This is a genomic window from Mesorhizobium sp. LNJC394B00, from assembly GCF_000502555.1.
In the GTDB taxonomy this organism is placed as follows: domain Bacteria; phylum Pseudomonadota; class Alphaproteobacteria; order Rhizobiales; family Rhizobiaceae; genus Mesorhizobium.
The window spans coordinates 67155-82250 of sequence record NZ_AYWH01000002.1 but is presented as its reverse complement, the minus strand read 5'-3'; the positions used below and the strand labels follow the sequence as shown (position 1 = coordinate 82250).

General features: G+C 62.0%; 12 protein-coding genes. 11 read left to right on the top strand and 1 reads right to left on the bottom strand.

The genetic code is table 11. The features are described 5' to 3' along the window. Positions 1-6: 6 nt before the first annotated feature. Positions 7-2595 carry a LuxR family transcriptional regulator gene (locus X751_RS158660; RefSeq protein ID WP_031246947.1) on the bottom strand — a complete coding sequence of 863 codons (2589 nt, stop codon included), beginning with the start codon at positions 2593-2595 and terminating at the stop codon, positions 7-9. A 244-nt stretch (positions 2596-2839) separates the two neighbouring features. Here X751_RS158660 and X751_RS158665 point away from each other — a divergent pair, with 244 nt between their 5' ends. From X751_RS158665 to X751_RS158710, 11 genes are all read left to right on the top strand, one after another. Further along, a complete protein-coding gene (locus X751_RS158665) occupies positions 2840-3112 on the top strand; it encodes a DUF4242 domain-containing protein (RefSeq protein WP_023685308.1) in 273 nt (90 codons plus the stop codon). Then, complete coding sequence (locus tag X751_RS1000000165325; RefSeq protein ID WP_081725564.1) at positions 3090-3395, top strand: hypothetical protein; 306 nt, start codon at positions 3090-3092, stop codon at positions 3393-3395. The genes X751_RS158665 and X751_RS1000000165325 overlap by 23 nt, the downstream gene beginning before the upstream one ends. Positions 3396-3553: 158 nt before the next feature. Continuing rightward, the gene (locus X751_RS158670; RefSeq protein ID WP_023744028.1) at positions 3554-4057 is read left to right on the top strand and encodes a hypothetical protein; all 504 of its coding nucleotides are present in this window, start codon (positions 3554-3556) and stop codon (positions 4055-4057) included. Positions 4058-4321: 264 nt separating this feature from the next. Then, the gene (locus X751_RS158675) at positions 4322-5725 is read left to right on the top strand and encodes a lipopolysaccharide biosynthesis protein (RefSeq protein ID WP_023744027.1); all 1404 of its coding nucleotides are present in this window, start codon (positions 4322-4324) and stop codon (positions 5723-5725) included. After that, positions 5725-7005 carry a GNAT family N-acetyltransferase gene (locus X751_RS158680; protein ID WP_023744026.1) on the top strand — a complete coding sequence of 427 codons (1281 nt, stop codon included), beginning with the start codon at positions 5725-5727 and terminating at the stop codon, positions 7003-7005. Before X751_RS158675 ends, X751_RS158680 begins: the two co-directional genes overlap by 1 nt. A 75-nt stretch (positions 7006-7080) precedes the next feature. Further along, complete coding sequence (locus X751_RS158685) at positions 7081-8232, top strand: YncE family protein (RefSeq protein ID WP_023744025.1); 1152 nt, start codon at positions 7081-7083, stop codon at positions 8230-8232. Positions 8233-8371: 139 nt separating this feature from the next. Further along, complete coding sequence (locus X751_RS158690) at positions 8372-8947, top strand: cation transporter (protein WP_023673757.1); 576 nt, start codon at positions 8372-8374, stop codon at positions 8945-8947. Positions 8948-9330: 383 nt separating this feature from the next. Further along, positions 9331-10524 (top strand): site-specific integrase, encoded by a 1194-nt coding sequence (locus X751_RS158695; RefSeq protein WP_023744024.1) that lies wholly within the window; start codon positions 9331-9333, stop codon positions 10522-10524. A gap of 531 nt (positions 10525-11055) precedes the next feature. Then, the gene (locus X751_RS0132770) at positions 11056-11334 is read left to right on the top strand and encodes a DNA-binding protein (protein WP_023744022.1); all 279 of its coding nucleotides are present in this window, start codon (positions 11056-11058) and stop codon (positions 11332-11334) included. A 7-nt stretch (positions 11335-11341) separates the two neighbouring features. Continuing rightward, positions 11342-12415, top strand: a complete 1074-nt coding sequence (locus X751_RS158705; RefSeq protein WP_023744021.1) for a hypothetical protein — start codon at positions 11342-11344, stop codon at positions 12413-12415. An 857-nt stretch (positions 12416-13272) separates the two neighbouring features. Continuing rightward, positions 13273-15036 carry an adenylate/guanylate cyclase domain-containing protein gene (locus X751_RS158710; RefSeq protein ID WP_023744020.1) on the top strand — a complete coding sequence of 588 codons (1764 nt, stop codon included), beginning with the start codon at positions 13273-13275 and terminating at the stop codon, positions 15034-15036. The last annotated feature ends 60 nt before the right edge of the window (positions 15037-15096 follow it).

Genomic DNA, 15096 nt, shown 5'->3' with positions numbered 1-15096 from the left:
AGCTTCTCACAACAACCCCGAATCGCGCGCCGCCGCCGTCGCCTCGCCGCGCGACACCGCATCCAGCTTGCCCAGCACCGCCGAGACATGGTGATCGACCGTCTTTGGCGAAATCGTCAATTGCTCGGCGATCCGCTTGTTGGAGAGGCCGCGTTCGATCAGCTGCAGCACCTGCATCTGGCGCAAGGTGAGGCCGGCGAGGTTGGCGCGCGTCGAGCGGCGCGGGCCGCGGGCGATGCCGCCAACGCCGTTCTTGCGCATGATATCGCGCAGGCGCTGGGCTGCCGGCCTTGCCCCCAGGCCGTCGAAAATATCCAATGCCAGCCGCTGCCCCTCGTCGTCGCCGAGGATGAGCGCCAGTCCGCGCTCGTATGGCGCATTCAATTCGGCCCAGAGTGCAGAAGCCGAACGCCAGTCGCCGGTTAGAAGCAGCCGGTATGGTGTCGCCATGTCGGCGGTGTCGCCGGCCGGCATATCGGGAGAGAGCAATGTTCGCCACAGCGCCAGCTCCCCGACATGGGCACGCGAGCGCACCGGCGTTTCGGCGCGGGTGATCAGCGCCAGCGCCTCTTGCCTGTCGGCCAGGCCCAGCCATGCCTGCTCCGCTATCAAGGCCGCATAGGAGCTCAGCATCTGCAGGTCGCCGCCGCTTCCGACCAGGCGCGCCATTTCGGCGAACAGCGGCTCGGCCGAGGGATCGCCGCGCCTCAGGCGCAGTTTCGCCAGTGCCAGCAGCGCCGGAAACCGGCCCACGGTGGTTGTCCGCTCATTGTCGATGACATCGCTTGCCGTCGCGGCGGCCTCATCCCATTGGCCCTGACGCAGTTGCACATCGGCCAGCATGCCCCTGAGATAGTCGCGCCAGGTGCCGAGGTCGTTCTCGGTGCAATAGTGGATGCCGCTCTCGAGCACCGGACGTGCCGCGTCGTAGCTCATCTGGGTGATCTCGAAACAGGCGCGGTTGGTGAAGGCGCGCGCGGCATGTTCCTGGAAATTGCCTTGGAGCGCAATTTCAAGGCTTTCGTCGAGGCGCAGGCGTCCGGCATCTGGATTGAGCCACTGCTCGACGCAGCCGACATTGTTGAGGGCATGCGAGGCGATGTCGGGACGGTTCATCCGCGCAGCCAGCGCCGCTGCCTTCTCGCCATAGAACAGCGTGTCCTCCACCCTCTCCGACAGCATCGCCAGGTGAGAAAGGTTGGAATAGGCCATGGCGAGTTCGGGGCCGGCGGGCGCCGCTTCCAGCATCGCCACCGCCTCGGCTCCGTAGGCGGCCGCCGCCTCGCGGTCATCGCCCATTTCGCTCAGCCGGGAGAGCCATCTCAGGCTGTCGCCCTCCTTCAGCCTGTTGCCGTCTGCCTGATGCAGTCGGCGCGCCTCGCCCTGCGCCGCAAGCGCGTCGTCGATCTTGCCGATGAGATGACACTCGAACGCATGGCTTTCGTAGAGTACCGCACGTTCCGTGGCCGGCAGGCTGTCGGCCTGCTGCAAGGCGATTTCGTAATAGCCGGCGGCATCGCGATGGGCGCCGACACGCGACGCTTCGCGCGCGGCGATTGGCGCAAGTTCGCGCACCGCCGCCAGATTGTGCGCCTCGACCGCATGATGCACCAGGCGGCCTGTGGAGACGTCGCCATTTTCGAGCAGTGCCGCCAGCGCACGCTGGTTGAACTGCCGCCTGTGCGACGTCGTCAGCATCATTTCGATGGCGCGTCGCGCGATGTCGTGGCGGAAGGCGTAGCCGTCGCCCAGATCGTCAAGCAGGCCGTTGGCGACACACTCGGCCAACTGGCCGGCGCTGGCAACGCCGCACAGGCCCTGCAGGGCCCAGGCGTCGGCGCGGCGCGGAAACACCGACACCGCGTCGAGCATGGCCCGGGCGCCAACCGACAGCCGCTCGGCCCTTGCCAGCACCGCGTCGCGCACGCTTGCCGGCAGTGCCATTTCGTTTTCGGCCGACAGCAATTCGGTGACGAAGAAGGCATTGCCTGCGGTCGCCCGGTAGATGGCGTCGCCATCGCGTCCGGCCGCATCGGCGAGCGACAGCACGGCCGCCTCGCTAAGCAGCGGCACGTCGATGCGCGCCACGCTGCCGGCCGGGATTTCGCCAAGGGCGCGGCGCACGCGCATCTGTCCTTCGCTGCGGTCGGTGCGCGCCGTGAGCAACAGCAGGATGTGGGTGTTGGCGATACGCCGGCCGAGAAAGCGCACGAAATCGAGCGTGGCATCGTCGGCCCAGTGCAGGTCTTCGATCACCAGCAGGCTCGGTCCCTTGGCCGCAAAAGCGTCGAGCGCATCGGAAAACAGCGGCAGTCTCTGCCCATGCCGGGCGTCGATGGCGCGCGGCAGCGCCCATTGCGCCTCACGGGCCAGATCGTAGAGCGGCCCCAGCGGATCGGGGATCGACAGATCCTCGCAAGCGCTGCGCAACATTGCCGCGCTTTGCCCGACGCGGGCCGCGAATGCCTCGACAAGCGCCGTCTTGCCGGCGCCGGCCTCCCCCGCCAGTACCGCGACGCGGCCATGGCCGCCTATTGCATCGCCAAGCAGTGTCTCCAGCTGCTGCAGCTGCGTCTGCCGTTCCAGAAGCATCATTGTCATCGTCTCACAGGATCGGAGTTTTCCCACCATGGCGGGCCGCTCACGATTAGCCCGTGAAGAAAGCGACGCAATGTGACCTTGCACACATTGCCGTGCCTCTTTCCACAAAGAACGACGCCAATATAGGGAATCGTCCCGCCAAATATGGGGAATCGTTCCGATGCGCGGGCCGGGCCGGCGTGGTCAACGTCCAGCAACGCTCCGATCGAGCGTGAACCAATGGAAAAGGAAACCTTCCATGCCTCGCTACCTGATTGAACGCACATTTCCGGACGGCCTCAACATTCCGATGACCGATATCGGCGCCACTGCGGTCGGCGGCGTCGTCATGCGCAATGCCGAAAAGGGCGTCACCTGGATCCAGTCCTTCGTCACGCCCGACAAGAAGCACAGCTTCTGCATCTACGACGCGCCGACGCCCGAAGCTATCCGCAGCACCGCTCAGAAAAACTCGCTGCCGGTCGACAAGATCACGGAGGTGCGGGTTCTTGACCCTTACTTTTACCTCTGATCCTGCGTTCGGTCGCCACGATGATGAGCATCAAACTGTCCTTCGCGGCCATGGCGAACTGCCTGATGGCCTGCCGCTCGGTGGAATCGGGCCTGTGCTGGGAAAGACCGGCCGGCCAACCTCCGTGCTCGGCCGTCTATGGCGGTTCGCGTCGAAGCTGCCGGCGTATCTGTCTGAAAGGCGGCGCTTGCCCCCGGAAGGCGACTATCTGAGGCGCGACATCGGGCTCTCGGAGCGAGAGATCCCGCATGAGTATTGGCAATACTATTTTTGGGATCGTTGATTTTGCACGGTTTTTAGGGGCTGCGGCCAAAGCCCGGCAACGGAAGCCGCATCGCATGAACCGGGACGGACAAACCAAATCCTAAACCAACGCCGCAGCGTTTCGGGCAGCCTGATCGGCCGCCGTCGCCTCGAGCGTCAACAAACGGACGGAAGACCATGACCATAACTCTTTGGACGACACGCTTCGCGGCTTTCGCCGCCATCTCGATCGCGGCGGGTGCGGCCGCCCAGGCGCACGACGCCAACCCGTTGGCCGAAAAGGTGCGCGCCGCCAACAGCCGGTTCGAGAATGTGGCAACTGCCACGGCCGAAGGCTATGCCCCCATCCCTTGCGCCAGCGGCATCACCGGCGGCGCCATGGGCATCCACTATGTCAACGGCGCCTATCTCAAGGACGATGCCGTCGATGTCGCCAAGCCCGAAGCGGTGATGTACGAGCCGACGGCCGACGGCAGCCTGAAGCTGATAGCGGTCGAATACATCACCTCGAAAGGCCCGGCCTCGCTCGAAGGCCAGCTGTTCAACTTCAACAGCGCCCCCAATCGCTACGGCCTCGGCCCGTTCTACGAACTGCACGTCTGGGCATGGAAACAGAACCCGACGGGCGCCTTCGCCGACATGAACCCGAACGTGTCCTGTGACGCGATGAAGGGGATGTAACGCCTCACATGTGACACCTCGGGCACCGGACATCCGGTGCCTGGCCATCCCCCTTGGCGGGGGAGGGGCGAGCGAAACGCCGACCGGCTCCCCAGTCTTCCCCGGCGTTCGCTCGCCTTTTGTTATGCCCCGGCATACGATGACGCACCTTGCACACGCGGCCGTCCTTGGCCCCTCGGCGCACCCGCACCTGCCCACCCTTTCTTAAGGTGTTTCGGATACATCGAAACCTTGAAAAGAGGCGGAAAACGGAGAGACATCGGGGTGCGGTTTTCCGCGGCGACGACGGCCGGGCGGTTCTTGCCGCAGCGCTTGGCGCTGCGCATGGGGCCGCTGCTTGGCCGGATCGATGCGGTGCTGTTCACCGCCGACGAGCGCGGCGAAGCCGGGCGCATGTCGCTGATCGCCTTTGCCATCCGCATCGTCAGCGCCGTCATCGCCTTCATCAGCCAGGTGCTGATGGCGCGCTGGATGGGCTCGTTCGAATACGGAATCTTCGTCCTCGTCTGGGTGACGATGGTCATCGTCGGCAACCTTGCTTGCCTCGGCTTCCACACCTCGGTCATCCGCTTCATCCCCGAATACCGCGAACGCAACATGCTGGCCGAGCTGCGCGGCATCGTGGTCGCCAGCCGCCTGTTCGTGCTGATTGCCTCAACCGCGATCGCCGGACTAGGCGCACTGGGCGTCTGGCTGTGCGCGAACTGGATCGAGAGCTACTATGTCATGCCCTTCATCCTCGGCCTGTTCTGCCTGCCGATGATCGCCATGGGCGACCTGCTGCAAGGCCAGTCACGCGCCAATTCCTGGGCGCTGTTTGCGCTGTCGCCGACCTATCTGGTGCGGCCGGTGCTGATCCTGGCGCTAATGGCGCTGATGCTGGCAATGGGCTATGCGCCCGACGCCAGGACAGCGATCTTCGCTTCGATCGCCGCCACCTACGCCACCACGCTCGGCCAGCTCATCGGCGTGACCACGCGCATGGGCAGGAATATCCCGGCCGGGCCGATGAAGGTGCATTTCAGCGAGTGGTTCATCGTCTCGCTGCCGATCTTCCTGGTCGAAAGCTTCTTCTTCCTGCTCACCAACGCCGATGTGCTGATGGTCGGCGCCTATCTTCAGCCCAACGACGTCGCCGTCTATTTCGCCACCGTCAAGACGCTGGCGCTGGTGCATTTCGTCTATTTCTCCGTCAAGGCCGGCGTTGCCCAGCGCTATGCGCAGTTCACCCATGGCGAGCCGGAAAAGCTCGCCGCCTTCGCCCGCGAGACCGTGTCGTGGACGTTCTGGCCGTCGCTGCTGATGGCGCTGCTGGTGCTGGCGCTCGGCGAACCGATGCTGGTGCTGTTCGGGCCCGAATTCACCGCCGGCTATCCGCTGCTGTTCCTGCTGGTGTTCGGCGTCGTGGCGCGCGCCGCCGTCGGCCCTTGCGAAAGCCTGTTGACGATGAGCGGCAACCAGAACATCTGCGCCGCCGTCTATGCCATGACGCTGGCCTTCAACATCGGCCTCAACGTGGTGCTGATCCCGCTCTTTGGCCTGTGGGGGGCGGCGATCGCCACCAGCCTCGCCATGGTCTTCGAGGCCAGCGCCCTGTCCTTCACCGTCTGGCGCAAGCTCGGCATCGTCATGCTGATCTTCGTGCCCGCTGCCGAGGGAGCCGCCTGATGGCCGCCATCCCGCTGATCGAGGAAACCAGCGGCGGCCCGGCCGGCGCAATGGTGTCGGGCCTTGCCGGCCTGGCGCGCGACGCCGATCCGGCGCATCTCGAGATCCTCGCCAACAACCGGCCGCTGCGCAAGCTGGCGATCTATCCGGCTTCGGCCGGCTTCGAACTGGTCGAGGAACTCGACTATCTGTGCACCCGCACGATCGAGCCCAACGTCTTCTTCAACCCGCGCTTCCTGGCGCCGGCCATGCCCCGGCTGGAAGATCGCGAGGTCAAGCTGGCGGTGATCCGCGACGGCGACGAATACCGCAACCGGCTGCGCCTGCTGGTGCCGTTCTCGGTCGAGCGGCCGGCCGTGCCGCTCGGCGTTCCGGTGATGCGCACCTGGTCGAGCCCGTTCGGCCCGATCGGCACACCGCTGGTCGACCATGACGACCCGATCGGCGTCGTCGAGGATTTCTTCGGCATGCTATCGCGGCCGCATCTCAAGTTGCCGAAGGTCTTCGTGCTGCCCGACATGCGCCTCGACGGCCCGTTGGCCAGCGTGCTTGCCACCGTTGCCGAGACGCGCGGCCTGACAATGGTCACCACCGGCAAGGCGGACCGGCCGGTGCTTGAAAGCACGCTCGACGGCGAGGCCTATCTGAAGGCATCGCTGCGCGCGCACCACTACCGCGAATTCCGCCGCCTGAAGCGGCGCCTAGGGGATCTCGGCAGGCTGGAACATGTCGTGGCGCGGGGACCGGACGAAATCCGCCACGCCATCGAAAGTTTCCTGACGCTGGAGGCGGCCGGCTGGAAGGGCCGCGAGCGCACCGCCATGGCCATCGACCGCTACCGCGCCGCCTTTGCCCGCGAAGCCGTGCACCGGCTGGCCGAGCACGACATGTGCCGCATCCATTCGCTGACGCTGGACGGCCGCACGATCGCCTGCCTGGTCGTCTTCGTCGAGGCCGGCGTCGCCTACACCTGGAAGACCGCCTATGACGAGACGCTGGCGCCCTATTCGCCGGGCACGCTGCTGATGATCGAGGTGACCAGGCAGCATCTCGACGACCCCAACATCATGATGACCGATTCCTGCGCCGTGCCCGACCACCCGGTGATGAGCCGGCTGTGGAGCGAGCGCAAGCCGATGGGCTCGCTGGTGATCGGGCTGACGCCGGATGCCGACCGCCTCGCCCGCCAGGCCGCCTCGCAGCTGCATCTCTACCGCGAAACCCGCAACATGGCCCGCCTGCTGCGCAATCGCGTGAAGAGTTTGCTGGGACGGCGGTAGCCACTGGATCAACGGCAAGACACCAGCTATGGCTCCGGCGGCAATTTCGGCCGGCCTTCACGACAAGCCATCCTGATGATCAGAACCTTTTTGCGTCACGCCGGTCCCCGTGCGGCCTTTTTGCTGCTTGCGCTGCTGCCTGTCCGCGCCTGGGCCGATAGCTGTCCCGAGGATTGCAGCGAGCCCGCGCCGTCCATCAACATCTACAGCCACACCGCCGCCAGCCATCTCAGCCCGGCCACGCTGGGTGCACTGCCGCGCGTCTATGTGCCGAACCGCTCCTCCAACAGCGTCACGGTGATCGACACCATGACACTCAAGGAAGTCGACAGGTTCCCGGTCGGCAGCAAACCGCAGCACGTCGTGCCGTCCTGGGACCTGAAGACGCTCTGGGTCGCCAACAATGGCACCGGCAAGAACGGCAGCCTGACGCCGATCGACCCGATGACCGGCAAGCCCGGCCCGCAGATCGCCGTGGACGATCCCTACAATTTGTATTTCATGCCGGGCGCGGCCATCGTCGTCGACGAAGCCCTGGAGCGGCTCGATTTCCGCGATCCTCACACCATGGCGCTAATGTCGAGCCTGCCGACGCCCACTTGCCCCGGCATCAACCACGCCGAATTCTCGGTCGACGGGGCCTACGCGATCTTCACCTGCGAATACGGCAATGGCGGATTGGCAAAGATCGACCTGAAGAACCAGAAGGTGCTTGGCCATCTCGACTTCTCGAAAATGGGCATGCCGCAGGACATCCGCCTCTCGCCCGACGGCAAGGTTTTTTTCGTCGCCGACATGATGAATGACGGCGTGTTCCTCGTCGATGGCGACAGTTTCAAGGAAATCGGCTTCATCCCGACCGGCATCGGCGCCCATGGCTTCGTCGTCAGCCGCGACGGCAAGCGGCTCTATGTCTCGAACCGGGGCTCGCACAAGATGGAGCAGGGCCAGGCAAAGGGACCGGGCAGCGTGAGCGTGATCGACTTCGCTACCCGCGCGGTCGTCACGCAATGGCCGATCCCCGGCGGCGGCAGCCCCGACATGGGCAATGTCAGCGCCGACGGCAAACAACTATGGCTGTCCGGCCGCTTCGACAGTGCCGCCTACATGATCGACACGACATCAGGCGCGGTGACCAAGTTTCGGGTTGGCTCAGAGCCGCACGGCCTGACGGTGTGGCCACAGCCGGGGCGGTATTCGCAAGGGCATACGGGGAATATGCGCTAAGTCCGTGTTCGAGGCGCGGCTCGAACGCAAAAGGTCGCAAGGGCAACCGCCCATCGGCCGGGACCCGGAACGAGCAGGGGCTTTCCTTGGAAACCGCGAAGCTGTAGCTCCACACACTGGTTTCGGATACTGCCAGAAGATGAACCTTCGCCGCATCGTCCTCATCGTCGCGCTTCTCAATCTTGCCTATTTCGGGATCGAGTTCGCTGTGGCGCTCGCCATTGGATCAGTGTCCCTGTTCGCCGACAGCATCGACTTTCTTGAAGATGCTTCCGTGAACCTCCTTATCCTGCTCGCACTTGGGTGGTCTGTGCGCTCCCGTGCGCGGGTGGGGATGGCATTGGCGCTCATCCTTCTCATGCCGGGTCTGGCAACGCTCTGGACGGCTTGGGAGAAGTTCAACGTGCCGGTGCCGCCGCAGCCCATCGCCTTGACCTTGGCGGGACTTGGCGCTCTCGCCGTCAACCTGTCCTGTGCCTACATGCTGGCCGCGCACCGGCATCGTGGCGGCAGCCTCACAAAGGCGGCCTTCCTGTCGGCCCGCAACGACGCCTTGGCCAACATCGCCATTATTGCCGCAGGGTTGGTCACGGCCTTGCTCTGGCATTCCGCGTGGCCCGATTTGGCGGTGGGATTGGGGATCGCGGTCATGAACGCCGACGCGGCCCGCGAAGTGTGGGAAGCTGCCCGTGAAGAACACCGTGCGGCGGCCTGAGAGCACGTAGAGCGGGGCTACCGGCCGCCGCTGATTGGCGCTATCGCTGTCATCCTCAGCAGCCGCGGTTGGCTCTGTGTTCGAGGCACTGTTCGAACCCGGAGGTTTCGCAAGGGCGACCGCCCGTCGGCCGGTCAGGCCGCCCCATCGGAGCCCATGAGCGAAGCGAACTGGCGTGAGATCAAAAATGGTGCCCCTAGCCGGCATTTACATACGACCTCAGCTTGTATCAGCGCGTCTCAGATTCTCTTCTAGGGCATATACTTAGCCAATTCTCATGCCTCACACTGTCGCAATTGAATGCAACCTATCATAGATAGAAAGGTGGATTTTACGGTGGTTTGTGATAGGTGAATTTTGGGAATTTTGGAGAGGTGGATGCGATGCGTGCCCTCAACCGACTAAGTGCCATTGCCGTCAAGAAGTTGGCGCCGGGCAAGCACGCCGACGGCGGTGGATTGTGGTTGCTCAGGCGCGAAGACGGCGGAGGCCAATGGTTCTTGCGTTACACGATGCATGGCAGGCGGCGGGAAATGGGCCTTGGCTCCATCGTGGGGGTCAGCCTCAAGGAAGCCCGCGACGGAGCCGAGAAATGGCGGGCGGTGGTGCGGGCTGGAAAAGACCCCATCAGGGTACGCGACCACGAGAAGCGGGAAGCCGCGCGCAACCTGCACCTCTTGGCCGACATCGCCAAAGATGCCTTTGAATCGCGCAAGGCAGAACTGAAAGGCGACGGCAAAGCTGGCCGGTGGTTCACGCCGCTGGAACTGCACGTGCTACCGAAGCTTGGAAAGGTGCCCGTCGGGGAAATAGACCAGCGGGACATACGCGACACGCTAGCACCCATTTGGCATGCCAAGGCCGACACAGCACGCAAGGCGATGAACCGGCTGAGTATATGTCTCAAACACGCCGCCGCGCTGGGCCTGGAAGTGGACCTGCAGGCGACGGATAAGGCAAGGGCATTGCTGGGAAAGCAGCGGCACAAAGCCGAGAATATTCCCGCCATGCCCTGGTCGCACCTACCGGCGTTTTACGCCACGCTTAAAGACGACAACGTTACGCACCTGGCCCTGCGCTTGCTAATCCTCACGGGGGTGAGGTCGGCGCCTATCAGGTATATTCACGAGGATCAGATTGAAGGTGACGTGTGGACGATACCGGCTGAGGCAATGAAGGGGCGGCGGGACGCCACCACGGAATTCAGGGTGCCTTTGTCGGCGGAAGCGCTGGCCGTGATTGAGAAAGCCCAGGCGTTTGAGCGTGACGGATACCTCTTTGCCAATCCGAAGAAGGGCGTCATTAGCGATATGGCCATGAGCCAACACATGAAGCGCGCCAAGCTGGAGTACAGACCGCACGGGTTCAGATCATCATTGAGGGATTGGCTGGCGGAAACGACCGACGCCCGGCATGAGGTAGCCGAAACCATCCTTGGCCATACGATCGGGTCAAGCGTTGAAAGGTCCTACCGCCGGACCGATTTCTTGGACCAAAGACGTGATTTGCTGGATCGCTGGGCGGGCCATGTCGCAAGCCACGTTGGAAAGAACTATCGTGCTCGGGTGAGACTCTAGGTGCGAAAGTCAGATTTCGTTCAACCGCCTGAAATACTTTTTCTCCCGTACTCCAACGCGCGGGTGTTACGCGCCCGCGAGACTGTAGCGCGTAGCAAAATACATGCCACGGATTGCTGGATTCGGATTTCTTGTCGACCCAATACCGTGCTGATAACGACCCGCAACCTATGCAAACTATAAGGTTGCGCCGATGGACAAAAAGATCACGAAGGGACCACGGGTAAGGCAGCATGCCACAGGCCCCCAGCCGATAAGAACTTGGCACGAGCTGACGGACCGGGAGCGGGATGAACTGCTATCCCCGGCCCAGCGGCGCACACTACGCTTGGGGTTTTTCGGTTGGGAGCACCGGTACGTTAGGGCGAGCGTGGCAGCCAACATGCTCGGCGTCAGCGCTGCTCAGTTCCGCAAACTAGGCCGAGAACTCAAGATCTACCGACTGAGTCCAAAGGGGCAACGCCTGTTCCTTGTCCGCGACGTGCTGCTCATAAAATCAGACCTGCCTGGCGTGGCCACAGGAGTTAGGTGATGGCTCAGGCTGTGAAATTTCTGAGCGTCAAGGAAGTTGCCGTGACGATGCATGTGTCAGTCGCGACCATCTGGCGCTACGCGGAACGCGGCACCTTGCCGGAACCAGTCCGGATAGATGGTCATACGTGGTGGATTGAGGCGGAAGTTCTGGCTGTGATTGAGAAGAAAATGGCGATCCGCCAAACGCACGTAAATGCGTCGATACTGCCGGTACCGACATCGAAGACCAAGAACAATCGCTTTCGTGTGCACCTTGATAGAAGCGGCTTGAAGTAAGCGCGACATGGCAGCCTTCTTGACCATACCTGGAATTGGGACGTTTCGGCCCACGTTCGACGCAATCAACATTTGCACCGAAGTACCAAAAGACCAGCTAGGACAACTCCTGCCGATCGAGGAACTCGAGCGGCGCAGTCACTCATTCAAGATTGAGAAGAGACACGGGAAGCGAGGCAGCCGGCTTAAGATCGTTTGCCTGCCCGACAAGGCGGTCCTGAAGCTGCTCCAAAAACATGAAGCTGCACTTGGCTCGTATTGGGTAAACAAGGTCGAAGCGGCCTTCGACATTGATGCCAGGTCAGAGAAAACCGCCCTTCTTGTTCGAGACTGGCTGCTTCGGCACCTTGGTAAGATAAACCACGAACGCGGATACATAGGGTTCGTAAGCAAGGCGAAAAAAGGTCCGAGGCTTACGGCAAAGGAACTGAAGCGTCGGGGCCTATTCGACCACCCCACGATCTACTTCGAGCACGATAAGGCGGCCCACAACTTAAAAATATACATTCGGCGAAGAAAGCTGGCGCTGGGGCAGTTTGGATCGATCATTGCCCACCTAGAATGGACATCGAAAGGCGGCCGAGCCGTGAGGACTCATTTTGGCGGCGACCAGCTTTCGGACCTCATCAATGCGAACTTGGAGAGCTATCTTCACCGGTTCCTGATCTTGGAACAGATCGACTACGTCAAACTCGGCAAGCTGCTCGCACCACGGACCGTGATGCGGCACGCGAAACTTACGTCGAGCAACCCCCGCGCGAACGCCATTCCGGTAACCGCTCTTTTCCGGGATGCGGACTACCGAGCAAGTAGGGTCGCCCACCTTGCGATCAAAGTGCTCGAACAGCGCGAATGGCCACAGATAGAAGAAGTCCGCAGTGTGCCCGAAGAAGTTTGGCGATCCTCCCCCGCACAGATAAAGGGACGGTTCCGGGATGCCATCAGAAAAATGCAGGCAAAGCGACACGCAAAAAAGCCTGCCAAGCGACGGCTTCAGCGACACCCGCTTACAATGAAGAAGCTACAAACCTGCTTCACAAAAATCTCACTGAGAAGGAACCGCGTACGGTTGAGAAAATAGCCGCCATAACAACCCTAATGTAAAGCGTAGACACCACCACCGCCTAATTCCCACGAAATTACAGTGAGATAAGACAACCACGACTTTCATAGAATGACCACGATGAACACGCCTTGATCGTCACCAACACGACAGCGTTGTTTAATGTGATGGTCACATGTAATTTCCTGTCCAGGAAAAGAACCATCTAGTGCAAACGATTGCCGGCTCCGAAAAAGGTAGGGCTGGCCACCGTTGTCGGCTTAACGCTAAGGCCTTGACGGACGGTGCTCTTTCCCGGTGTTCAACGCTGGTGGGCAGGTCAGCCTTTACAGGCCGACAACGGGCGATACAGCTTGGAACGGCACGTCAGCCGGCCAAGCCCTGGCAAACCGCCTTCGTGCGCTTCTAGGACCTGTTTTCCCGCACCGCAGTCATCGGCGTTGGCGGGATGAGCCAGTCCGGACCAGGCGCCATCCACTCAAAGGTCTAGACCATACATCACAGGCACAAGTGATCGGCTGCGGCGAGCGGGCTTGGTGACCCGAGAAAAGGCCGCACAGTGGCTTGCGGCATTTGGCCAGTGTGGAAGCCGGCAATTTTATCTGTAAGCTGCCATTCTGCATGAAAAACTCGGCTTACGATCAGCCTTCCCGTGCTCCTGCACCAAATGCCATTTCCTTACGCGGCGCCGGAGGGAACTTGCATAAAATATAGATCGCCTGAGAAGGCAGCCCGATCAATAGGTTAATGGATTGACACGAGAAACGCCAAGCTTCATCGTACTTTGCTTGGCGATCGGGGATCGTACAGCCCAAATTGATCCGACGAGCACAAACGGAACCGGGAATCTCTTCCTGCGAGGAGCGGGAAACTCGATGCGTGACGGACCCAATTTGGAGCACAAGCTGGCGGCGGTATTGGCATCGGATGTCGTCGGCTACTCGAGACTGATGCAGGTTGACGAAGCGCGGACCTTGCAAGCGCTCGAGATCGTCAACGGAACAGCCAGAAGACAAATCGAGTTGCATCGCGGGCGGGTCGCCAACACGGCTGGCGACAGCATCATCGCGGTGTTTGCCAGTGCCGTCGATGCAGTGAGTTGTGCGCTCATTATCCAGGAAGTCATGATCCAGCAGGCGCAGGAGAACCAGGGTCTGCAGATCCGGATGGGAATACATCTGGGCGACGTTGTCGATCGCAACGGCGACGTGCTCGGAACCGCCGTCAATATCGCCGCGCGTCTGGAGGGGATCGCGCAACCGGGCGGCATCGTCGCCTCGGGCGCGGTCCGGGACGACGTCCAAGGCAAGCTCCCGGCGTCGTTTTCCGCAATGGGCGAGCAGATGCTGAAGAACATCGATCGCCCAGTCCAGGCCTATACTCTGGCGCCACAGATCGGCGCGGCGCCTGCCGCGATCCGGGAAGCCGACAGGCGGCTCGACCTGCCGCAGGCCGGCGGGGTCTCGATCGCCGTGCTGCCCTTCGTCAATCTCGGCCGCGACCCGGCGCAGGAGTATATCGCTGACGGCCTCACCGAGGACCTGATCACTGAGATCTCGCATCTGAAGCACTTCCTGGTGATTGCCCGCAACACCATGTTCACCTTTAGGGGCCGGAGCGTGGACGTCGGGCAAGTTGGCAGGGAGCTCGGGGTCAACTATGTCCTGGAAGGCAGCATCCGCATCATGGGGCCGCGCATCCGGATCACCGCCCAGCTAATCGATACCCATTCAGGCACCCACATTTGGGCTGAGAAATTCGATCGAAATCTGGACGAACTGTTTGAAGTCCAGGACGAGGTCGTGCGGGCAGTCGTCGCGTCCACGCAGGTGACTGTGCTGATCCAGGAAGGAGAGACATCGCAGCGTTCGAGAAGCCTCGATCAATGGTCTTTGATGACCCAGAGCTTTCGCGAACTCAACCGCTTCACTTCCGAGAGCCTGGTGAAAGCCGAGCAGATCAACCGGCAATTCGTCGCCCGCTTCCCGGAGGCTGCTCGCGCGCACGCCATGCTCGGCTATGGGATCTATTCCCAAGCCCTGATGGGGTTTCGCGATGGTAGCAAGGCTCTGAAGGATGAAATCCTAGGCGAAGTGCGAGAAGGGGTGCGGCTGGACCCCAGTGACGAATATGCATTATATGCCCTGGCTTGCGTTCTTCTAGATATCTTCAAAAGGCCGGAGGAAGCGCTGTCTTTGTTGACGCGTGCGCTCGACCTCAATCCCAACCTCGCTTTGGCGCATGGGGTGCTCGGCGACGTCACACTAGTCATGGGCAATCCCGATGAAGCGACGCTTTATGCGGAAAGGGCAATCCGGCTCAACCCGAGGGCGCCCACCGCATTTTTTCACTATGCCATCCTCGCGGCGGTGAGCTTTGCCAAGAACGACCACGTCAAGACGCTGCATTGGGCGAACCAGACGATCGCGTTGAAGCCGGACTATTGGGTGCCCTACGCCATTTTGTCGGCGTCCTTTGTCGGCAAAAGCGATCTCGAATCGGCAAGACACGCGGCTTCGCGGGTGCTGGAGATCTGGCCGGACGTCACGATCTCTCGCATGAAGGAGGCATTCAACGTGCCGAGTTGTTGGGGCAGTCGGTTCGAAGATGGATTGAGTGCGGCAGGAATTCCAATGTGAGCGACCAACTTCGCGGTCGTTGGTGTCCGGTCAAAGCACCTTCATGTATGATCTAGACCT